The organism is Gluconacetobacter aggeris, from assembly GCF_014174395.1.
GTDB classification, from domain to species: Bacteria; Pseudomonadota; Alphaproteobacteria; order Acetobacterales; family Acetobacteraceae; genus Gluconacetobacter; species Gluconacetobacter aggeris.
In genome coordinates, this window is sequence record NZ_JABEQD010000002.1 from 103,519 (window position 1) to 125,136 (window position 21,618).

21 protein-coding genes and 1 other RNA gene are annotated in these 21,618 nt (G+C 69.0%); 8 read left to right on the plus strand and 14 right to left on the minus strand.

The genetic code is table 11. From position 1 onward, the window contains the following. Positions 1-2 precede the first annotated feature (2 nt). From HLH36_RS03180 to HLH36_RS03205, 6 genes are read left to right on the plus strand one after another with little or no spacing between them, the layout of a single operon-like run. A complete protein-coding gene (locus HLH36_RS03180; protein ID WP_182985037.1) occupies positions 3-1,982 on the plus strand; it encodes a heme lyase CcmF/NrfE family subunit in 1,980 nt (659 codons plus the stop codon). Continuing rightward, positions 1,979-2,557 carry a DsbE family thiol:disulfide interchange protein gene (locus HLH36_RS03185; RefSeq protein ID WP_182985038.1) on the plus strand — a complete coding sequence of 193 codons (579 nt, stop codon included), beginning with the start codon at positions 1,979-1,981 and terminating at the stop codon, positions 2,555-2,557. Before HLH36_RS03180 ends, HLH36_RS03185 begins: the two co-directional genes overlap by 4 nt. Beyond that, positions 2,554-3,030 (plus strand): cytochrome c-type biogenesis protein, encoded by a 477-nt coding sequence (locus HLH36_RS03190; RefSeq protein WP_408871835.1) that lies wholly within the window; start codon positions 2,554-2,556, stop codon positions 3,028-3,030. Before HLH36_RS03185 ends, HLH36_RS03190 begins: the two co-directional genes overlap by 4 nt. 16 nt (positions 3,031-3,046) lie before the next feature. Continuing rightward, on the plus strand, positions 3,047-3,766 hold the full coding sequence (ccmI, locus tag HLH36_RS03195) for a c-type cytochrome biogenesis protein CcmI (RefSeq protein WP_182985352.1): 720 nt from the start codon (positions 3,047-3,049) through the stop codon (positions 3,764-3,766). A 44-nt stretch (positions 3,767-3,810) separates the two neighbouring features. Beyond that, the gene (locus tag HLH36_RS03200) at positions 3,811-4,107 is read left to right on the plus strand and encodes a hypothetical protein (protein ID WP_182985039.1); all 297 of its coding nucleotides are present in this window, start codon (positions 3,811-3,813) and stop codon (positions 4,105-4,107) included. A 54-nt stretch (positions 4,108-4,161) separates the two neighbouring features. Further along, the gene (locus HLH36_RS03205; protein WP_182985040.1) at positions 4,162-4,329 is read left to right on the plus strand and encodes a DUF1674 domain-containing protein; all 168 of its coding nucleotides are present in this window, start codon (positions 4,162-4,164) and stop codon (positions 4,327-4,329) included. A gap of 34 nt (positions 4,330-4,363) precedes the next feature. Here the strand turns inward: HLH36_RS03205 and HLH36_RS03210 are convergent, their stop codons facing one another. The 3 genes from HLH36_RS03210 to HLH36_RS03220 all read right to left on the minus strand — a co-directional run bounded on the left by HLH36_RS03210 (position 4,364) and on the right by HLH36_RS03220 (position 6,517). After that, on the minus strand, positions 4,364-4,885 hold the full coding sequence (locus HLH36_RS03210) for a hypothetical protein (RefSeq protein ID WP_182985041.1): 522 nt from the start codon (positions 4,883-4,885) through the stop codon (positions 4,364-4,366). Between the two features lie 131 nt (positions 4,886-5,016). Next, positions 5,017-5,223, minus strand: coding sequence for a (2Fe-2S)-binding protein (locus tag HLH36_RS03215; protein ID WP_182985042.1), 207 nt, complete (start codon positions 5,221-5,223; stop codon positions 5,017-5,019). A 121-nt stretch (positions 5,224-5,344) separates the two neighbouring features. After that, positions 5,345-6,517 (minus strand): serine hydrolase domain-containing protein, encoded by a 1,173-nt coding sequence (locus HLH36_RS03220; RefSeq protein ID WP_182985043.1) that lies wholly within the window; start codon positions 6,515-6,517, stop codon positions 5,345-5,347. Between the two features lie 107 nt (positions 6,518-6,624). Here HLH36_RS03220 and HLH36_RS03225 point away from each other — a divergent pair, with 107 nt between their 5' ends. Continuing rightward, on the plus strand, positions 6,625-9,327 hold the full coding sequence (locus tag HLH36_RS03225; RefSeq protein WP_182985044.1) for a M16 family metallopeptidase: 2,703 nt from the start codon (positions 6,625-6,627) through the stop codon (positions 9,325-9,327). A gap of 206 nt (positions 9,328-9,533) precedes the next feature. On the opposite strand, the gene rpsA is transcribed toward HLH36_RS03225, so the two are convergent. The 3 genes from rpsA to aroA form a co-directional block, all read right to left on the minus strand. After that, a complete protein-coding gene (gene rpsA, locus HLH36_RS03230) occupies positions 9,534-11,249 on the minus strand; it encodes a 30S ribosomal protein S1 (RefSeq protein ID WP_182985045.1) in 1,716 nt (571 codons plus the stop codon). Positions 11,250-11,484: 235 nt separating this feature from the next. Then, positions 11,485-12,135, minus strand: coding sequence for a (d)CMP kinase (cmk, locus tag HLH36_RS03235; protein ID WP_182985046.1), 651 nt, complete (start codon positions 12,133-12,135; stop codon positions 11,485-11,487). Continuing rightward, entirely contained in the window at positions 12,132-13,481 is a 1,350-nt protein-coding gene (gene aroA, locus HLH36_RS03240) for a 3-phosphoshikimate 1-carboxyvinyltransferase (RefSeq protein ID WP_182985047.1), read from the minus strand. The genes cmk and aroA overlap by 4 nt, the downstream gene beginning before the upstream one ends. 195 nt (positions 13,482-13,676) lie before the next feature. Here aroA and HLH36_RS03245 point away from each other — a divergent pair, with 195 nt between their 5' ends. Further along, on the plus strand, positions 13,677-14,003 hold the full coding sequence (locus HLH36_RS03245; protein WP_182985048.1) for a TIGR02300 family protein: 327 nt from the start codon (positions 13,677-13,679) through the stop codon (positions 14,001-14,003). 57 nt (positions 14,004-14,060) lie between these two features. Here HLH36_RS03245 and folB read toward each other — a convergent pair whose 3' ends face one another. From folB to map, 8 genes are all read right to left on the minus strand, one after another. Next, positions 14,061-14,459 carry a dihydroneopterin aldolase gene (gene folB, locus HLH36_RS03250; RefSeq protein WP_182985049.1) on the minus strand — a complete coding sequence of 133 codons (399 nt, stop codon included), beginning with the start codon at positions 14,457-14,459 and terminating at the stop codon, positions 14,061-14,063. A gap of 35 nt (positions 14,460-14,494) precedes the next feature. Beyond that, positions 14,495-15,286, minus strand: coding sequence for an SDR family oxidoreductase (locus HLH36_RS03255; protein ID WP_182985050.1), 792 nt, complete (start codon positions 15,284-15,286; stop codon positions 14,495-14,497). Positions 15,287-15,457: 171 nt separating this feature from the next. After that, the gene (gene recR / locus HLH36_RS03260; RefSeq protein ID WP_182985051.1) at positions 15,458-16,054 is read right to left on the minus strand and encodes a recombination mediator RecR; all 597 of its coding nucleotides are present in this window, start codon (positions 16,052-16,054) and stop codon (positions 15,458-15,460) included. Between the two features lie 25 nt (positions 16,055-16,079). Next, the gene (locus HLH36_RS03265) at positions 16,080-16,403 is read right to left on the minus strand and encodes a YbaB/EbfC family nucleoid-associated protein (protein WP_182949653.1); all 324 of its coding nucleotides are present in this window, start codon (positions 16,401-16,403) and stop codon (positions 16,080-16,082) included. A 13-nt stretch (positions 16,404-16,416) separates the two neighbouring features. After that, positions 16,417-18,459, minus strand: coding sequence for a DNA polymerase III subunit gamma/tau (locus HLH36_RS03270; protein ID WP_182985052.1), 2,043 nt, complete (start codon positions 18,457-18,459; stop codon positions 16,417-16,419). Between the two features lie 86 nt (positions 18,460-18,545). Beyond that, positions 18,546-18,642, minus strand: an RNA gene (ffs, locus tag HLH36_RS03275) — signal recognition particle sRNA small type. A gap of 252 nt (positions 18,643-18,894) precedes the next feature. Next, on the minus strand, positions 18,895-20,682 hold the full coding sequence (gene ggt, locus HLH36_RS03280) for a gamma-glutamyltransferase (RefSeq protein ID WP_246376386.1): 1,788 nt from the start codon (positions 20,680-20,682) through the stop codon (positions 18,895-18,897). 55 nt (positions 20,683-20,737) lie between these two features. Then, on the minus strand, positions 20,738-21,547 hold the full coding sequence (map, locus tag HLH36_RS03285) for a type I methionyl aminopeptidase (RefSeq protein WP_182985053.1): 810 nt from the start codon (positions 21,545-21,547) through the stop codon (positions 20,738-20,740). Positions 21,548-21,618 lie beyond the last annotated feature (71 nt).

Here is a 21,618-nt window from a genome sequence, read left to right on the forward strand (position 1 = left end):
ACATGACCCCGGAACTGGGAAATTTCGCCCTCGCGCTGGCCTGCTGCCTCGCCGCCGGGCAGGCAGTGCTGCCGATGGTCGGCGCGCAGCGCCGCGATCCGCGCCTGATGGCGCTGGCCCCCGCGCTGGCCATCGGGCAGCTTCTGGCGCTGCTCTATTCCTTTGCCTGCCTGATCCATTCCGCGATCCAGGACGATTTCTCGGTCCAGAACGTCGCGGCCAACAGCGCGGTGGCCAAGCCGCTGCTGTACAAGATCACCGGCGTGTGGGGCAATCACGAGGGCTCGGTCCTGCTGTGGGCGCTGATCCTGGGCCTGTGCGGGGGCGCGGTGGCCCTGTTCGGCCGCGACCTGCCCTCCGCCCTGCGGGCACGGGTGATCGCGGTGCTGGGCGGGGTCTCGGCGGGCTTCCAGCTTTTCTGCCTCACCACATCGAACCCGTTCGACCGTGTCTGGCCGGCGCCGATGGACGGCCAGGGGATGAACCCGCTGTTGCAGGACCCCGGCCTCGCCTTCCATCCGCCCATTCTCTACACCGGCTATGTCGGCTTCGCCGTGCCGTTCGCCTTCGCCGTCGCGGCGCTGATCGAAGGCCGCGTCGATGCCGCCTGGGGCCGCTGGGTCCGCCCATGGGCGGTCGCGGCCTGGTGCTTCCTCACCTGCGGCATCGCGCTCGGGTCGTGGTGGTCCTATTACGTGCTGGGCTGGGGCGGCTACTGGTTCTGGGACCCGGTGGAAAACGCGTCGCTGATCCCGTGGCTGACCGGCACCGCGCTGGTCCATTCCGCCATCGTCGTGGAAAAGCGCGAGGCGCTGAAGATCTGGACCGTGCTGCTGGCCATCGGCACCTTTTCCTTCTCGCTCTCCGGCACGTTCCTGGTCCGCTCGGGCATCCTCAATTCCGTCCACGCCTTCGCCAACGACCCCGCGCGCGGCATCTTCATCCTCGGCCTGCTGGGGCTGGTGATCGGCGGGTCGCTGCTGCTGTTCGCCATCCGCGCGCCGCAGCTCGCGGCCGGCGGCGTGTTCGCCCCGGTATCGCGCGAGGGGCTGCTGGTGCTCAACAACATCCTGCTCTGCTCGATCTGCGCGGTGGTGCTGACGGGCACGATGTACCCGCCCTTCATGTCGCTGCTGTTCGGCAAGACGATCTCGGTCGGCAAGCCGTTCTTCGACGCCACGGCAGCACCGATGGCAATTCCCCTGATGGCCTTCATGGGGCTGGGCCCGATGATGCCGTGGAAGCGCGCGCAGCTCTGGCCGGTGCTGCGCCGGCTGTGGTGGGCCGGGGCCGTGACCGTGCTGGCCTTCGCCTTCGCGGCCTGGCGGGTCCGCGACCTGCTGCCGCTGCTGGCCGCCACCGGCGCCGTCTGGGTCATCGCCGGCAGCATCGCCGACATTGCCGAGCGCATCCGCCTGTTCCGCATCCCCGCGGGCGCAAGCTGGCAGCGCGCCCGCATGCTGCCACGCGCGGCCCTCGGCGCGGCGCTGGCCCATGCCGGGGTCGGCGTCAGCGTGCTGGGGCTGGCCGCGATGTCGCAGGCCCAGCACCGGATCGTCGAGGTCCATATCGGCCAGACCGAAATGCTGGCCGGCGATTCCTGGACGCTGACCGACGTTCGCGCCGCACCGGGCCCGAACTACACGGCGCTGATCGCGACCATCGAGGTGCGACATGACGGGCATCTGGTCGCGGTACTGCACCCCGCCAAGCGCACCTTCGCCAGCCAGAACCAGACGACGACGGAGGTGGCCATTCATACCAACCTGATGTCCGACCTGTACGGCGTGCTGGGCGACCGGCACGATAACGGCGCGGAGACGACCTACGTGCTGCGCCTGCATTACAACCCGCTGGCACCCTGGATGTGGCTGGGCGGGCTGATCATGGCCCTGGGCGGGGTACTGTCCCTGTCCGACCGGCGGATGCGCGTGGGCGCCCCCCGCCGCGCCGCGGCCGCCGGCCTGGTGGCCACGCCATGAGTGGCGACGCATCCCGGCCGGACCTGGCGCGCCGGCGCCTGCTGATGGCGGCCCCGCTCGTGGTGGCGGGCGGCGCGGGCGTCGCATTCTGGCGCATGCTGTCGGGCATGCAGCAGGGCTCGTTCGACCCGCACGACATCCAGGCCCCGGCGCTGAACCGCCCGGTGCCGGATTTCACCCTGCCCGACCAGTTGCCGGGCCAGGGCTTCGGCGCCGCCGACCTGCGGGCCCTGAAAGTGCCGGTGCTGGTCAATTTCTTCGCTTCCTGGTGCATCCCCTGCGTCGCCGAGATGCCGCAGCTCAACGCCCTGAAGGCCCGGCTGCCCATCTGGGGCATCGCCTACAAGGACAAGCCGGCCGACGCGCTGGGCTTCGTCCGCCGCGCGGGCAATCCCTACGCGCGCATCGCCAGCGACCTGTCGGGCATGACCGCGATCGACTGGGGCGTGTCGGGCGTGCCGGAATCGTTCCTGATCGGCCCCGGCGGCGTCATCCGCTGGCATTCCGCCGCCGCGCTGGACGAGGCCACCGTCCACCAGGCCCTGCTGCCCCTGGCCGCGAGCCTGCGGACATGAGTGCCGCGATGCGCCGTCTGGCCGCCATGCTGGCCACCGTCCTCGCCCTGACGATCGGCCTGTCGCCGCTGGCCGCCATGGCGGTGGACGACCCGTCGGAAATGCTGCCCGACCCCCGTCAGGAAGCCCGCGCCCAGGCGATCGGGTCGCAACTGCGCTGCCTGGTCTGCCAGAACGAATCAATCGAGGACAGCAGCGCCGGCCTGGCCCGCGACCTGCGCCACGTGGTGCGCGCGCATGTCGCCAAGGGGGAATCCGATCGCCAGATCATGGACTGGATGGTCGGCCGCTACGGCAATTTCATCCGCCTGAGCCCGCCGCTGACCACCGGCACGATCCTGCTGTGGCTGATGCCGGTCCTCGCCCTGCTGGTCGGCGGTCTCGTCGCCTTCCTGTCCTTCCGCCGCGCCCGCGGCACCGGCCCCGCACCGCTGAGCGACGACGAGCGCGCGCGCCTGACCGACCTGACCTGACCGCGCTGAGATAATGATGATCTGGATTGGCATTTTCCTGCTCAGCGCCGTGGTGCTGCTGCCTTCTCTCCTGGCCTTCCGCCGCACGACCCGCCTGCGGGACGAACGGGAATCGGCCCTGGTCCTGCTGCGCGCGCAGCTTGCCGAACTGGACCGCGACCGGGAGTGCGGCCTGATCGCCGCCAGCGAGCATGAGGGCGCGCGGCTGGAAATCCAGCGCCGCCTGCTGGCGTCGGACGCAGCGCCCGCACGCGGCATCGGCCGCTCCATCACCACCCCGGTGGTGCTGGTCTGCCTGCTGCTGCTGCCGCTGACCGCGACGGGGCTGTATCTGCTGTGCGGCCACCCGTCCCTGCCCGCGCAGCCCCTGGCCCCGCGCCTGCTGGCGCAGAAGGCGCAGGACAGGCGCGATGACGGGCTGCTGGCGGAACTGCGCGCCGGACTGGCGCGGATGTCGCCGGATGATCCGAACCGCTTCCGGGGCTTCCTGCTGCTGGGCCAGGCCGAAGCCGCGCGCAACCATTATGCGGCGGCGGCCGAAGCATGGCGCCAGGCCACGACGATCCAGTTCATCCCCGAAGTCGCCGCCCGCGCCGCCGAGGCCCAGACCCTGGCCGATGGCCGGGTAAGCCCGGAAAGCGCCGCCCTGTTCCGCCGCGCGCTCGATGCCGCCCCGGCCGACGCGCCGTGGCGCATGGCCGCCCAGCAACGGATCGCCCAGTCCGAACATCAATAGATTCCGAACATCAATAGAGATCGCGGCGAAGCATAGGGCCCATCATGATCGAACCCACCGCCGGCACCGTCGAGCAATGTCCGTTCTGCCGCCGTACGATCCGCGGCACGGCCGAAATCTGCCCCCATTGCGGCGCGGAACGGCGCTTCGGCCCGACCTTGCGCGAAAGCGTGCTGACCTTCGCGGCCGGGGTGACGGCCGGCCCGGTCTTCATGCTGCTGATCGGCGCGGGTACCCAACTGGCGGTCCTGGCGGGGGCGATCGGCGGCTTGATCGGCTTCTTCATCGCCCATTCCCGCCATGCCGGCGATCGCTGGATGAAACCGCCCGACAAATCCTGACCGATCACACGGCCGTTTCTTGCCCATGGCCGAAAGTCGCGCCAAGCTGACGCCATGACCAGCACCGATACCAACACCGAAGCCCCCCCGCCCGCCACGCCGGCCACCGACGCGCCCCAAACCGCGACTCCGGCCGACGCCAGGGAATATGGCGGCCCCAAGGAAAAACAGCCCACGCGCTATGGCGACTGGACCGTCAAAGGGCGCTGCATCGATTTCTGAAAATCGCGGAGGGCGCGTGCGATAGCGCCCGTCCCTATAGCCCGCCCTGCTCCTGCATGCGCCCGAAGCGCGCACGGGCGGTCTGACGATGGCCGGGTGGACGCACCTCGCACGAGATCAGATAGATCCCGGCGACGAAGATGATATTGGCCAGCGAATTGAACCACAGCGCGATCTCGAAATGCGGCGGCGCCGTCGCACCCTGATAGAGCGCATAGATCGCGAACGGGATCGAGAGCGGCCGCATGCCCGACAGCATCACGCGCAGCGGGTTCATATGCCCGGGGCGGACCAGCGGTCGCACCCGGTTGATGCCGACATAGAATGCCAGGCCGAGGCACCAGACCAGCACATTGAACATCGCATCGCTGATCGACATGTGCCCGATGACGATCATGGCGACGATCGACGCCGCCGACAGCATGATGGCCCCGAACTGAAAGCTCATGCCCAGGGCCAGCGCCGGCAGGCGCTCGGGCAGGCGGTCGGCAAAAGGCTGGAACACCCGGTCCAGCAGCCAGACATCGAACTGATTGATGCGATCACCGAGAGACATGCGGACCTTGTATCAAGCCCACCAACCCGCCGCATCCCCTTTTCGGGGGGGGGGCGTGCCGGGAAATGCTGGCGGCGATCCGACGCGGGCTTCCCCGCAGGCCCGCACGGGTCACAAAGCCGGCAACGCGTTCAGACGGCGGACAACGTCTCCGTGGGCACCATTTCGGCACGGGCCTGAAGCGCGCGGCGCAGCAGGCACAGCACGCCCGGCACGCAGTTGCCGCACTGCGCCCGGCACCCGCGTGCCGCATAGATCTCGCGCGGGCGGGTCGCTCCCCCGTCAACCGCGCGCTCCACATCCTGGTCGGTCAGCATATTGCAAGAACACACAAACATCGGGCGTCCCATCTCCGTGCCCCTCCCTTCAAGCACGGATGATAATAGTTCGCAATATCATTCTCATCTGCTTTCCACATAGGAGGCCACCGCCCCGCGCGGATGCCGCCTCCCGCCCGCGCTACCCGGCGCCGTACACCGCATCCCGCACCGCGTCGGGATAGGACCCGGCCATGCCGGCCAAGGCGGTGTTGCTGATCATCACGATCGACACGCCCCGCACGGGGTCGGCGATCCATTGATGGCCATACACGCCACCCCAGGTGAAACCGCCCCGCGAAACCGGGGTCCGCGCCCGCGCCGGGTCTTCGACCACCGCCGCCCCGATCGCGAAGCCCATCCCGGCATTCATCGGCCCCATCGACAGGCCGCCGATCGCATTCCGCCCGAACAGTGCCGCACTTTCCGGCGACAGGATCGGCCCGCCCCCGCTGCGTAGCGCCTCGACAAACAGCAGGAACTCCTCGGCGGTGCCGACCATCCCGGCGCCGCCCGACGGATAGGATCGCGGGTCCAGCACCCGATCGGGGGCGAACAGGATCTCACTGACCTTGCCGCCGCCCAACTGGCGCGGCATCGCATAATGCGCGCCCATCGCCACCGGAACGGGCCGCCCATCGGCATAAGGCGGGCAGAGCGCGTCCGGGTCGGGCACGACAAACCCGGTGCGGGTCCAGCCCAGCTTCGCACCCACATGGCGCTGCACCAGCTCCGGCAGCGTCGCACCGCCCGCGCGTTCCAGCACCCCGCCCATCACATCCAGCGCCAGCGAGTACGCCCAGCCTTCGCCCGGCGCGAACAGCAGCTTGACGCTCGCCAGACGGGCCAGATTCTCCTCCAGCGCCATGCCCGGCTCGGCAATCCCGTCCGAAATCCCGGCCCTTGCATAAGGATTGTCGTCGCGCGGAAAGGCAAACCCGTAAGACAGGCCCGAACTATGCGTCAGCAGATGCCGCAGCGTGATCGTCGGCACCGACCCGTCGGCGCAGGCGGGGCGGAAATCGGGCAGGAAACGCGTCACCGGGTCTTCCAGCGACAGCACGCCCCGCTCCGCCAGGGCCAGCGCCACCGCCGTCACCACCGGCTTGGTCAGCGATGCCAGGCGCACCAGCGTATCCGTCCCCATCGGCTTCCCCGCTTCGCGATTCGCCAGCCCGACGGCACGGCGCACCAGCGTCTTTCCATCCACCGACACCAGCACCGTGGCGCCCACCAGCCGTCCGCGCGCGATCGCGGCATCCATCACCCGGCCGACACGTTCGTCCATTCCCGCAACCGGCATGGCCTCGCTCATCGCGTCCTCCCTTTTCCGTCGCCTTTCCCTGCCTGGCCGCCCTCCCCGGTTTTCACCGGGGCGCCCCGCGTCTACGCTGTCCGGGTCAGCAGGAGTACCCGTGAATCATGACAGCGCGCCTGGCCACCACCGCATTAAGCCTTTCCCTGGCCCTTCTGGCCATGCCCATGCCGCAGGCGGCCCGGGCCGACGCGCCACCTCCCCGGCCACTGACGGCCATCACCGACAATGCGGTCCGCGCAACCCTGCCGAACGGCCTGCGCGTGGTGGTGGTACGCGACCGGCTGGCCCCGGTGGTGACGACCGAGGTGAATTACCTGGTCGGCTCCAGCGAGGCGCCGAAAGGCTTTCCCGGCACCGCCCATGCGCTGGAACATATGATGTTCCGCGGCAGCGACGGGCTGGACAAGGACCAGCTCGCCGCCATCGGCGCACGGCTGGGCGGCAGCTACAATGCCGACACGACCGAGAACGTCACCCAGTATTTCTACACCGCCCCGGCCGAGGATCTCGACGTCATGCTGCGCATCGAGGCGCTGCGCATGCGCGGATTGGCCCTGGCAGCCCCCGACTGGGAGAAGGAACGCGGCGCGATCGAGCAGGAAGTGGCGCGCGACCTGTCCAGCCCCAGCTACCAGTATCTGACCCGCCTGCAATCGATCCTCTTCGCCGGCACGCCCTACGAGCATGACGCGCTGGGCACCCGTCCCTCCTTCGACAAGACCGACGCCACCCTGCTGCGCCGCTTCTACGATGCGTGGTACGCCCCCAACAACGCCATCCTGGTCATCGCCGGCAATGTGGACCCGGACCACGCCATCGAACGGGTACGGGCCATCTTCGGCGACATCCCCCGCCGCACGCTGCCCGAACGCACGCCCGTCCAGCCCGGCCCGGTCACGGGCCAGACGCTGCATTTTCCCACCGATTACCCGGTCGGGCTGGCAACCGTCGCCTGGCGCATGCCCGGCCTGCGGTCGAAGGATTACGCAACCGCGCAGATCCTGGCCGACGTGCTGACCAGCCAGCGCGGCGCGCTCTACGACCTCGTGCCGTCGGGCAAGGCGCTGTTCGCCGGCTTCGAATTCTCGCCCAAGGCCGATGCCGGCATCGGCATCGCGGTCGCGGCCTATCCCCGCAACCAGGACCCCGCCCCCCTGCTGGCCGAGATCAACGGCATCATCGCCGTCATCCGCGACAAGGGCGTGCCCCCGGACCTGGTCGAGGCCGCACGACGCAAGGAACTGGCCCAACTCGGCTTCGCGGCCAACAGCATCAGCGGTCTGGCGGAAACCTGGTCGCAGGCGCTGGCGGTGATGGGCGCGGACTCGCCCGACGCGCTGGGCACCGCCCTCAAGGCGGTCACGGTGGAAGACGTCAACCGCCTGGCCAAACAGATCCTCGACCCACGCCAGGCGGTCACCGCCGTGCTGACACCCGAGGATTCCGGCCACCCCGTCGCCGGCAAGGGTTTCGGCGGCTCCGAATCCTTCGCCACCCCGCCCGACCACCCGGTGACACTGCCCGACTGGGCGCACGAAGCCCTGTCGACCGTCACCCTGCCGCCGCCGGTGGGCCTGCCCAGCGTCTTCACCTATCCCAACGGGCTGCGGCTGATCGTCCACCCGGCCCATGTCAGCCACACCGTGTCGGTCTATGGCCAGGTCCGCCAGAACGCGAACATGCAGGAGCCGAAGGGCCAGGACGGCGTCGCCGCGATCACCGAGGATTTGTTCAGCTACGGCACCCGGTCGCTGGACCGGCTGGCCTTCCAGAAGGCGCTGGACGACATCGCCGCCACCGAGAGCGCCGGCCCTGGCTTCAGCGTGTCGGTGCTGACGCCCGATTTCGAAAAGGCCACGCGCCTGCTGGCGGATAACGAAATGCACCCGGCCCTGCCCGACCGCGCGTTCCAGGTGGTCCGCATGCAGACGGCCCAATCCTATGCCGGGCTGCTGACCTCGCCCAACTATCTGTTCGGCCGCGCGGTCAAGGCCGCGGTCTCGCCGGCCGGCGACCCCACGCTGCGCCAGCCCGATCCGCAAAAGGTCATGGCGCTGAAACAGGCCGATGTGCAGGCCTTCTATGCCAGCGCCTACCGCCCCGACCTGACCACCATCGTCGTGGTCGGCGACGTGACACCCGAACAGGCGCATGACGTGATCGGCCGCACCTTCGGCGCCTGGGCCCGGCCCGCCAGCCCGACGCCCACGGTCGACCTGCCGCCCCGCCCCGACAGCCGGGCCTCGCGCACCCAGGTGCCCGACCGCACCAGCGTGCAGGATTCCGCCCTCCTGGCCGAAAGCCTGGGCCTGACCGCCGCCCACCCGGACCATTTCGCGCTCGCGGTCGGCAACGAGATCCTGGGCGACGGCTTCTCGTCACGGCTCTATCGCGACCTGCGGGTGCGCACGGGCTATGTCTATTCCGTCAGCAGCAGTTTCTCCTGGTCGCGCCATCGCGGCGGCTACAGCATCAGCTTCGGCGCCGACCCGGACAAGGTGGGCCGCGCCCGCGACGCCGCCCTGCACGACGTCCAGACCCTGCAGGACCAGCCGGTGACCGACGCCGAACTGACCCTGGCCAAGGCGTCACTGCTGCGCGGCCTGCCACTCGCCCGCGCCAGCCTGGATTCGATCGCGGCGGAAGATCTGCACCTGATCGAACTCGGCCTGCCGCTCGACACGCCCGACCACGCCGCCCGCGCCTATTACGACATGACCGCCGCCGCCGTGCAGACCGCCTTCCGCACCTGGGTCCGCCCGCACGACATGGCGGAAATCGTCAAAGGGCCGACACCGACGCCGTGATCTCGACTTGAAGAGAAGCCTCTTCTTTTTCTGAAGAAAAAGAAGCAAAAAGACTTTTATCCGTTCAGGAGCCTTGTGCTTGCACGTTCCGAGGCTCCTGAACAAATCAGACCTTTTTGGTTCCTCGATAACCGGCCACACAAAGAAAAAGGGCGGTGCCGTTTCCGGCACCGCCCCTTCCCTGCTCAATCCGTGAAACGGACCGATCAGACCTCGGCGTTACGACGACGGATCGCCGCACCCAGGATGTCACCCAGCGAGGCGCCACTGTCGGACGAGCCGTACTCGTTGATCGCCTGCTTGTCTTCCTCGACCTCGCGGCCCCGGATGGTCAGGGCCAGCTTGCGGGCCGCACGATCGACCGACACGATCTTCGCGTCGACCTTCTCGCCGACGGCAAAGCGTTCCGGGCGCTGGTCGGCCTTGTCGCGCGCCAGCTCGGCGCGGCGGATGAAGCCGGTCAGCACGTCGTCAACCTTCACCTCGACGCCGTTCGACTGCACGGCGGTCACGATGCAGGTCACGATCGCGCCCTTCTGCACCTTGCCCAACGCGTCGGCGGCGGGGTCTTCATGCAGCTGCTTGATGCCCAGCGAGATGCGTTCCTTCTCGACGTCGACATCCAGCACCTTCGCCTGAACGACCTGACCCTTCTCGTAGTGGGTCATGGCGACTTCGCCGGCTTCGTCCCACGACAGGTCGGACATGTGAACCATGCCGTCGATGTCCGCGGACAGGCCGATGAACAGGCCGAACTCGGTGATGTTGCGGATCTCGCCCTCGACCGTGGAGCCGATCTTGTGCTCCTCGGCGAACTGCTCCCACGGATTGCGCTGCACCTGCTTCAGACCCAGCGAGATACGACGCTTGCCGCTGTCCACATCCAGGACCATGACGTCGACTTCCTGCGAGGTCGCGACGATCTTGCCCGGATGGACGTTCTTCTTCGTCCAGGACATTTCGGAGACGTGCACCAGGCCTTCGACACCCGGCTCCAGCTCGACGAACGCGCCGTAGTCGGTGATGTTCGTGACGCGGCCGGAATAGCGGGCACCCGGCGGATACTTGATCGCCACGTTCTCCCACGGATCGGCCTCAAGCTGCTTCATGCCCAGCGAGATGCGCTGCGTATCCGGGTTGAAGCGGATCACCTGCACGCGAACCGGCTGGCCGATCTGCAACGCCTCGGACGGGTGGTTGATGCGCTTCCAGGCGATGTCGGTGACATGCAGCAGGCCGTCCACGCCGCCCAGGTCGACGAACGCACCGTAGTCGGTGATGTTCTTGACCACGCCGTCCAGGATCATGCCTTCCTTCAGGCCCTGGATCAGCTCGCTGCGCTGCTCGGCACGCGTCTCTTCCAGCACCGCGCGGCGCGAGACGACGATGTTGCCACGCGCCCGGTCCATCTTCAGGATCTGGAACGGCTGCGGCACGCCCATCAGCGGGGTGACGTCGCGCACGGGGCGGATATCGACCTGGCTGCCCGGCAGGAAAGCCATGGCGCCGCCGAGGTCGACCGTGAAGCCGCCCTTGACGCGGCCATAGATCGTGCCGTTGACGCGCTGGTTGTTCTCGAACGCCTTTTCCAGGTTCGTCCAGGCTTCCTCGCGCCGCGCCTTCTCGCGCGACAGGACGATCGAGCCGTCGCGGTCTTCGTACCGTTCGACGAACAGTTCGATGACGTCACCCGGCTTCACGTCCGGCGACACGCCCGGCGGGCCGAATTCCTTGAGCGCCACGCGCCCTTCGCTCTTGAGGCCGACATCGACGATGGCGAATTCGTCGGTCAGGCGCACGACGCGGCCGGTGACGACCGAACCGTCGAACGCGGTATCGCGGCCGAGGGTCTCGTCCAGCAGGGTCGCGAAATCTTCACCGCCGAAATGGTCGGTGGCAGACTGTAAGGTGGCTGAAGCCATGAGGTACCGTAAATCCTGTCTCCGGCACGGCGGGCGGACCGGATGTCTTGCGCGCCACCGGTCAACGGCGGAACGACTTGCCCGGCTTGGTCCACGACCCTTGTCGCGACACGCCTGACGGCCGATGCATCAGCGCGCCCCAGGGAGGAGCCGCGCGTGGAATGCACAGACACCCTCGCACCCCGGCCTGTCAACACAAACCGGCACAGATCAGCCCCCGCCGCGCGAAATCGGCCTACACGGTGCCGAGAGCCCCGGCCCGCACCACCCGCAGCGCCTCGACCAGCACCTGTTCGGCCGTCAGATGGTCGGTATCGATCACCACCGCGTCGGCGGCGGCCTTCAGCGGCGCCACCGCGCGGCCGGCATCGGCGGCGTCGCGCGCCACCAGCTCCGCCTCGACCCGTGCGATCTGGGCCTCGCGGTCGGGGGCATGGAGATCGGTCGCCAGCTGCTCCCACCGCCGGCGGGCCCGCGCGGCGGGCGAGGCGGTGATGAACAGCTTGACCTGCGCATCGGGGAAAATGACGGTGCCGATATCCCGCCCATCCAGCACGCCGCCCGCCGCGCGGGCGAAATCGCGCTGCACATCGACCAGGATCGCCCGCACCGCCTGCTGGGCGGCGACCAGGCTGGCCGCACGATCCACTTCCGGCACCCGCAGGTCGCCGCGCTTCAGGTCCTCCGGCGTGACCCGCCGCGCCTGTTCGTCGGCCGGGTGGGCCGCCGGGTCCAGCCCGGCATCCAGCATCCGCCGCCCGACCGCGCGATAGAGCAGCCCGGTATCCAGGTACGGCAGGCCCAGCGCGTCGGCCAGCCGGCGGGCCAGCGTGCCCTTGCCGGCCGCCGCCGGGCCGTCGACGGCAATGACCAGCGCGCGGCTCATGCCGCCAGCCCCGCGCCGATGCCGTTCATCAGCGCGATGAAGCCGGGGAAGCTCGTATCGATAAAGGCCGTGTCGTCCACCTGCACCGGTTGGGCCGCGACCAGGCCCAGCACCGTGGCGCTCATGGCCAGGCGGTGATCCATGCGGGTCTCGACCAGCCCGCCGCCAGGTACCGCACCGCCCGTGCCGGCGACCAGCATGTCGTCCCCCACCACGTCCACGCTCACGCCGTTCCGCTGCAACAGCGCCACGGTGGCCGACAGGCGGTCGCTTTCCTTCACGCGCAGCTCCTCCAGCCCCCGGAACCGCGACGGGCCGGTGGCGTGGGCGGCGACAACGGCCAGGATCGGATATTCGTCGATCATCGAGGGCGCGCGCTCGGCCGGCACGTCCACGCCATGCAGCGGGCCCGCCACCGCCGTCAGGTCGCCGACCGGCTCGCCGCCCTCCACCCGCTCGTTCGACAGGCGCAGGTCGGCGCCCATCTCGCGCAGGGTGGTGAACAGGCCGGTGCGCAACGGGTTCAGCCCCACGCCGCGCACCGTCACCGACGATCCGGGCACCAGCAGCGCCGCCACCAGCACGAACGCGGCCGATGACGGGTCGCCCGGCACCGCCACGTCCCGCGCCACCAGTTCCGGCCGGCCCGCCAGGGTGATCACGCGTCCGCCGGCATCCAGCGGAGCGACCGAAACCTCGGCGCCGAAATGGCGCAGCATGTTTTCCGTATGGTCGCGCGTCGCCACCGGCTCCTCGACGCGCGTGGTTCCGGCGGCATTCAGCCCGGCCAGCAGCACGGCCGACTTCACCTGCGCCGAGGCCACCGGCAGGCGGTAGGACAGCGGCGCCGGGTCGGCCACGCCCTCGATCGCCAGCGGCAGCCGCCCGCCCGAACGGGCGGTGAAGCGCGCGCCCGTGGCCGAGAGCGGGTCGATCACCCGCTTCATCGGCCGGCCGCGCAGGCTGCCGTCACCGGTCATGACCGAGAAGATGCCGTGGCTGGCCAGGATGCCGGACAGCAGCCGCGCCGCCGTGCCGGAATTGCCCATGTCCAGCACGTCGTCCGGCTCCCGCAACGCGCCCAGCCCCTGGCCCGTCACCTGCCATGTGCCCGGCGCCACGCGCGTGACGGTGGCGCCGAGCGCCCGCATGGCGGCGGCGGTGCGCAGTACGTCCTCGCCTTCCAGCAGGCCGGTGATCCCGGTCTCGCCGCGCGCCAGCGCCGCGAACATCAGCGCGCGGTGGCTGATCGACTTGTCGCCCGGCACCGCGACGGAGCCGGAAAGAGGAGTCGTCGCCGAACGGACGGTCAGCGGGCGCGCGGCGGGGGCATTCATGCTTTCCATGGGACCAATCCCTTCCGGATTGTTCGCGGCGAAGTCAATGAGCGGCGTGCATCCCGACATCAAAAAACGCCGGAATGTCGCAGAGGCCACGATCGCGGTTTGACATGCGGCGCGCAAGCTGGCATGGGGCTCCGCCCTGAGCAGCCTTCGCCGCGGCTTTTGTCCAACCCACTCCAGGATCGACAGGTTTCAAGCATGGCCCAGCCTAATCTCGGCACCAAGCGCGTCTGTGTCTCCTGCGGCGCCCGTTTCTACGATCTGAGCAAGAGCCCGGTCGTCTGCCCGAAATGCGGCACCGAGCAGCCGGCGGACGTGCCCCGCCCGCGCCGTACCCCCGCCGATGCCGTCCCCGAGAGCCCCAACAAGGCCCAGGACGGTGACATCGATACCGCCGTCGACCTGGATACCGACGACGAGGCCGATGACGACGTGATGGAAGATACGTCGGACCTGGACGACGATGACGACGAGATCAGCGCCGACATCGACGTCAGCACCGACTCCGACGAGCACGATAACTGACGCTCGCCCCCGCCTTCGGGCGGGGGACCTTCCAAAGGCCGTTCGACAACGGCCTCGTCAGTCGGGCTGCCAGCGTTCGATCTCGACGCCCACGGCATCGAGGTCGTCGAAGATGTCCAGCTTCTCGACCCGCACCCGCACCACATGCACCCGCTCGTCGGCCAGCACGCCGACGGCGACTCGCTCGGCCAGCGTCTCGACCAGCCGCACATGGCCCTCGGCGACGATCCGCCGCACCATCAGCACGATCCGCTCATACGACACGGTCCGGCTCAGATCGTCGCGGCCGACCGTCAGCCCCGGCTCGTCCTCCACCCCGAACGAGATATTGACCCGGACACGCTGGGTCACGCCCTGCTCGTGGGGATAGATCCCGATATTGGCCTGAAGCACCATGTCCTTCAGGAACACGCGGCGCAGCGGCGGCCGGACCGGCCAGGCGGCGAAAATGGACATCGAGCGGCTTCCTGTTCTGGTTACTCTTCTTCTGGTTACTCTTCCGGGGTCAGGCCGGACGGGGGCGCCGGCGACCATTGCAGATGCTGCCCGCCATCCAGCGCCAGCATCTGCCCCGTGACCGACGGCAGGCACAGCAGCGACAGCGCGGCCCGCGCGATCTCGTCAGGATCGGTCCCCCGCCCCATCGGCACCGAGGCGCATTGCCGCGCGAACTGTTCCACGCTCTGGCGCGGGCTGGGCAGCGCGGGACCGGGCCCGATGGCATTGACCCGGATGCGCCTTGGCGCCAGCGCCAGTGCCAGGGTGCGCGTCAGCGTCCACAGCGCGGATTTCGAAACCGTATAGCTGACGAAATGCGGCGTCAGCGACCAGACGCGCTCGTCGAGCATGTTCAGCACCATGCCCTCCGCCCCTTCGGACACCTGCCCCGCAAAGGCCTGCGTCAGCACGAAGGGGGCGCGCAGGTTGGGCTCCAGATGCGCATCCCAGCCGGCACGGGTGGCATCGAACCATTCGTCACGCTCGAAGGTGCTGGCATTGTTCACCAGCACGCCGACCGGCCCCAGTTCCGCCCGCACCCGCGCGATCAGCGGCGTCACCTCGGCCTCATGGGCCAGGTCGGCCCGCAGCATGCAGGCACGCCGCCCGCGCGCCACGATATCCCCCACCGTCCGCCGGGCCTCATCGTCCCCCGAACGATAATGAATGGCAACGTCAAAGCCCGCATCCGCCAGCGCCAGCGCAATCGCCCGCCCCAGCCGCACAGCCCCACCCGTCACAAAAGCAACCCGGGGAATCGCCTCGGAAACCGGCCACATCGTCATCCCCCTCTTCACATAGTCTCCAAAAATCTGTTCGAAAACGCAGGCTGGCGAGCGAGAGTGCCGCAAAGCGGCACGCCCGGCGTGTGTTTCCGAGCACCGGAGCGGAGCGGCCTTGTGGGCCGTGAGCACCGGAACACAGGAAACGCGCGTCGGATCGCCGCCAGCCTGCGTTTACGAATAGATTTTTCGGGCCGTCAAAGCGGCGGCGAGCGTCCCATCATCCAGCACGTCCAGCGCGCCCCCCATCGGCACGCCCTGCCCGACGCGGCTGACCGGCACATCATAGGCCGCCAGACGGTCCTGCAACCAGTGCGCCGTCGCGGCCCCCTCGACCGTCGCCCCCAGCGCCAGGATCACCTCGCGCACGCCGCCCGCTTCCAGCCGTGCCAGCAGCGGCGCCACGTTCAGATCGTCCGGTCCGGTGCCCGACAGCGCCGACAGCGTGCCGCCCAGCACCTGATAGACACCGCGATGCACGCAGGCACGTTCCAGCGCCCACAGATCGCCCACCGTCTCGACCACGCAGACCACTGCCCGGTCGCGCACCGGATCGGCGCAGATGCCGCAGGGGTCATGCGTATCCAGATTGCCGCAACTGGAGCAGGTCCGCACCGAGCGCGCCGCCTGCTCCATCGCCTGGGCCAGCGGGAGCATGCGCGTCTGCGGCTGGCGCAGCAGCGCCAGCGCCGCGCGCCGGGCCGAACGCGGCCCCAGTCCCGGCAGACGCGCCAGCAGCGCGATCAGCCGTTCGATGTCCGCTCCACCCATGCGCCCGCCTGACCCGACCCGGTTCTTAGAACGGCAGCTTCAGGCCCGCCGGCAGGTTCAGCCCGCCCGTGACCTTCTTCATTTCCTCGGACGCGCGCTCGTCCAGCAGCTTGCGCGCATCGGCGCAGGCGGCGACGATCAGGTCCTGCAACATTTCCATCTCGTTCGGATCGGCCAGCTTGGGGTCGACCTTGATGGCCTTCATGTCGCCTTTGCCGTTCAGCGTCACCTGCACCATGCCGGCCCCGGCACTGCCCTCGATCGTCATGCCTTCCAGCTTGGACTGCATCTCTTCCATGCGCGCCTGCATCTGGGTGGCCTGCTTCATCAGCCCGGCAAGATTCTTCATCGATTGTCTCTCCTTACCTCTCGTCGCCCGCGTCCAGATCGTCCTCGTCCACCAGCTCGGCATCGAGCGGTGCGAATTCCAGATCCGGCGCCAGCATGACGGATGCCGCCTCTTCGGGCGGCAGCCCGTAATCGTCAAGGGAATGATCGGTCACCGCCCCGAGTACGGCATCGGGAAAGCGTGCGAAGATCGCTCGCACCAGCGGGTGGCTCTCGGCCGCCGCACGATGGAACTGGATGATCTGGGCGCCCTGTTCCGCCAGCGTCGCCTGCCCTTCCTCGGTCGAGGACCGGACCTCCCATTCCTGCCCGGTCTCCCGCCGCAGCAGGGCTTCCAGCCGACGGGCCAGTCCCGGCAGGCCGGCGCGCTGCACCCGGATATCGATGCGCAGCGGCGCAAAGGCGACCAGATGGGTGGAATGCAGCATATGCCCGTGCAGCATGGCATCGCGCCCGGACACGAAGGCCATGACCGCGCGCCACGTCGTCAGCGCGGGCGGGCTATCGGCTTCCGGCACCGGCGCGTCCGGACGTTCGCCTGGAGCTTCCGGCACCACCGGGGCGGCAACCGGGTCGCCCGCCGGGTCGGCAATCCGCACGCCGCCATTGGCCACCATCCGCAGCCCGCCATGGGCCATCACCTGCCCGCCACCCGGCCGCCCGGGGGCCGCCATGCCGGAAGCCGACACCGCCATCCCGCCGCCGCTCGCATCCGGCCCGCCATCGGGTGCCCCGCTCCGTACCGCCGGGCCGGCCGCCGCGGAAGCGCCGCCCTCGGTCAGCCGCCGCACCAGGTCGCCGGGCGGCGGCAGGTCGGCCACATAGCATAGGCGGATCAGCACCATTTCGGCCGCCTGGCGCCGGTCGGCCGCCATCTCGACCTCCGACAGGCCCTTCAGCAGCATCTGCCAGCTCCGCCCGAGCACCGGCACCGAAAGCCGGTCGGCCAGCGCCCCGCCCCGCTCGCGTTCAGCCTCCGGCAGATCGGCGGCCCGGCGCAGCGCCGGCACGGCCTTGAGGCGCGAGACGGTGTGGATCAGCTCCAGCAGGTCGCCCAGCATCACGCCCAGATCGGCGCCACGGGCATGGGCTTCGTCGGTAATGGTCAGCGCCCGGTCCGGCTGGCCCGACAGCACGGCTTCCAGCAGGTCGAACACCCGGCCGCGATCGGCCAGCCCCAGCATGTCCGCGACGCGCTCGGCGCCGATCGGCCCACCATCGGCCTCGCCCCCCCCCTGGGCGATCGCCTGGTCCAGCAGTGACAGACCGTCACGCACCGACCCGTCGGCGGCACGGGCGATCAGCGCCAGCGCGTCTTGCGTGCACGCCGCGCCCTCGGCCCGGGCAATCCGGCCGAAATGGGCCGCCAGTTCGGCCTGCGGCACGCGGCGCAGGTCGAATCGCTGGCAGCGCGACAGCACCGTCACCGGTACCTTGCGCAACTCGGTGGTGGCGAAGACGAACGTGACCTGCGCCGGCGGTTCCTCCAGCGTCTTGAGCAACGCGTTGAACGCGTTGCGCGACAGCATGTGGACCTCGTCGATGATGAAGACCTTCATCCGTCCCTGCATGGGGCGGAAGCGCGTGGCTTCGATGATCTCGCGCACATCGTCCACGCCGGTGCGCGAGGCCGCGTCCATCTCCAGCACGTCGGGGTGGCGATCGGCCAGAATCGCCACGCAATTGGCGCACACCCCGCACGGATCGGCGGTGGGCCCGCCATGACCGTCCGGCCCGACGCAGTTCAGCGCCCGGGCGATGATGCGCGCGGTGGTCGTCTTGCCCACCCCGCGCACGCCCGTCAGCATGAAGGCATGGGCCACGCGCCCCAGCGCAAAGGCATTGCGCAGGATACGGACAGTGGAATCCTGGCCGATCAGGTCATCAAGGGTCGTCGGGCGATATTTGCGCGCCAGCACGCGATAAGGGCCCTGCGTGGGCGCGACCGCCTTGGGAGCGGCGGGTGCGGGAGCATCCCCGAACAGGCCCATGCCCGAATCGGGCGGAAGCGGCAGGTCCGGGTCCCCGGAAACATCCTGGTCCGAAGACACGGTCATCACGATTTCCGGAGAGAGCGCGGCACCGCATCCGGGGCGGCGGCATCATCGAAAACTGAAATCTCAGGGACTACTGAAATCCCGAGGTGGGAGACCGGACAGACGACCCGGGCGAAACTCACTGCGGCTGCTTCCTTCCGGACCTGACCGGGTTGGCAAGGCGCCCGTCCGTTGCCGGTCTCCCATCCCCTTCTTAACACGCAAACGGGTGGCGGGCACAAGGGGGCCAACGGGCCGCCAGGCCGGTTTCAACATGCCACCGGCGCATCCCGGAGATCGGAAATCCACCAACAATTTGATTTTACTACAATAAACTCCAAAGCCCGAATCCCTCGGGCCGATCGCACGACGCAGGCTCGCCCCTATGCGGGCCGAATCGCACGACCAGAAGAAGAAACGCTTCCCGTGCCGGCGGAGCCGCCACGGGACCAGCCTTTACTCCCCGACAGCCGCCCCGCCGGGATGCCGCCGGTCGAAACCGCCGAAATAGCGCGCCGTCCCGACAGGCCGCGCGCCCAGGCGCGGCGCACCGACCAGGATGCCCTCGGCCACGCCCCACGGCGCATGCGGCGCCAGCTTGTATCCTTCCTGCTGCAGCGTCGCCGCCACCGCGTCGGACAGGGCCCCCTGCTCGATCTCGACCGGCTCGGGCTGCCATTGCTCGTGGATGCGCGGCAGGTCCACCGCCTGCTGGATATCCAGCCCATAATCCACCACGCCCAGGATCGCGGACAGCACGATGGTCGGAATGCGCGATCCGCCCGGGCTGCCGATCACCATGACCGGCTTGCCGTTGCGCGACAGGATGGTGGGCGACATCGACGAGAGCGGCGTCTTGCCAGGCGCGATGGCATTGGCGGCGCTGCCGACGATGCCGAACATGTTGGGCACGCCCGGACGGGACGAGAAATCGTCCATCTCGTCATTCAGGAAGATGCCGGTATGCCCGCCGATCACCTTCGCGCCGAACCAGCCGTTCAGCGTATAGGTCACCGAAATCGCCATGCCCTTGTCGTCGGCGACCGAAAACTGGGTCGTCTCGTGCTTCTCGGGCTCGATCTGGCCGGGCGTCAGCGCGGCCGAGGGCACCGCGCGATCGGCGGGAATCGCCGCCCGCACCTGCCGCGCATAGCTCGGGTCGATCAGATGCGTCACCGGATTGTGCACGAAGGCCGGGTCGCCCAGGTCCTGCCGGTCGGCATAGGCACGGCGCATCGCCTCCACCTCGCGCTGCACCGCGGGCGCGCTGTGCAGGCCGAGCTTGTGCATGTCATAGCCCGAGAGAATGTTCAGCATCTCGCACAGCGCCACGCCGCCACCGCTGGGCGGCGGGGCCGTATCGACCTTGTAGCCCCGATAGGAGCAGGTCAGCGTCGGCAGCACGCGCGGCGCGTAGCGGCGGAAATCCTCGGCCTGGAGAATGCCGCCCCCGACCTTGCTGGCCTGGACGATCGCATCGGCGATCGGCCCGCGATAGAAGGCCGCCGCCCCGCTCCGCGCGATCAGCGACAGGCTGTCGGCCAGGTCGGCCTGCACCAGGCGGTCGCCGACCTGCAACGGCGTACCATCCGGCCGCAGGAAGATCCGCCGCGCCTCCGGATCGCGGGCGAAATCGGCGGTCGACGTGTTCAGCAACTGCACATCGCCCTCGGCCAGGACAAAACCGTCCCGCGCCAGCGCGATCGCGGGCGCCATCACCTGCTGGCGCGTCATATGCCCCCAGCGATGCAGGATCATGTCCATGCCCGCCACCGTTCCCGGCACCGCGACGGCCTTCCAGCCCACGATCGACAGGTTGGGCACGACCGTCCCTTTGGCGTCCTGATACATGGTTGCGGTGGCGGCCAGCGGCGCATGCTCGCGGAAATCGATGAAGACGGTATGCCCGTCCGGCGCGCGCAGCGTCATGAACCCGCCGCCGCCGATATTGCCCGCCGCCGGATAGACCACCGCCAGCGCATAGGCCACCGCCACCGCCGCATCCGCCGCGTTGCCGCCCTGCGCCAGGATATGCGCCCCGACCTCCGAGGCCAGATGCTGGGCCGACACGACCATGCCATGCGCCCCCTGCGCCGGCGCCAGCGGCGGCAGGGCGGCCTGCGCCGGGCCGAAGGTCAGCACATCCCCCTGCGGCGCCGGCGCAGCCCCGGCGGGCAGCGCCGCCAGCATCGACCCCGCCAGCATGAGGGACGCACAGCGGACTCGAAACAGGGAAAAGCGCATTACAAACCTTTCAAGGATATGGGATTTCCGTCACGAACGCCCGGCCGCGATCGGATCAGGCCGAGACCGTATAAGGCGGGTGGTCCAGACCGGCGGGCGAAAGCGTAAAGATTTCGCACCCCTCCTCGGTCACGCCCAGCATATGCTCGAACTGGGCCGACAGCGAACGGTCGCGCGTCACCGCCGTCCAGCCGTCATCCAGTACCTTCACGTCCGGCCGGCCGCCATTGAGCATCGGTTCGATGGTGAAGAACATGCCCGGACGCAGCACCAGCCCCTGGCCGGGGCGGCCGTAATGCAGCACATTCGGCGCAGCATGGAAGGTGCGGCCGATGCCATGGCCGCAGAAATCGCGCACCACCGAAAAACGATGCGATTCGGCGAATTCCTGGATCGCGTGCCCGATATCCCCCAGCGTATTGCCCGGACGCACCTGGGCGATGCCCAGCATCAACGCCTCATAGGTCGCCTCGATCAGCTTCTCGGCTTTCCGCGGCACCGCGCCGACCGTGTACATGCGGCTGGTGTCGCCGAACCAGCCGTCCAGAATCACGGTCACGTCGATGTTCAGGATATCGCCATCCTGCAACTGCCGGTCGCCCGGAATCCCATGGCAGACGACGTGATTGAGCGAGATGCAGCTCGATTTCGGATAGCCGCGATAACCCAGCGTCGCCGGCGTGGCCCCGTGCGCGATCATGAAATCATGAATCAGCCGGTCCAGTTCCCCGGTCGTCACGCCCGCGCGAACATGCGGCACGATCATGTCCAGCGTACGCGCCGCCAGTTGGCCCGCCGCCCGCATGCCGACGAAATCCTCCTGCGCATGCAGGATCACGCGCCGCGCGTCTGTATCACCATCCATAACGATGCCCCTCGCTTGTTCATCCGCCGCAGAACGGCACCATCAACTCTCGGGGGATAAATGCGCGGGAC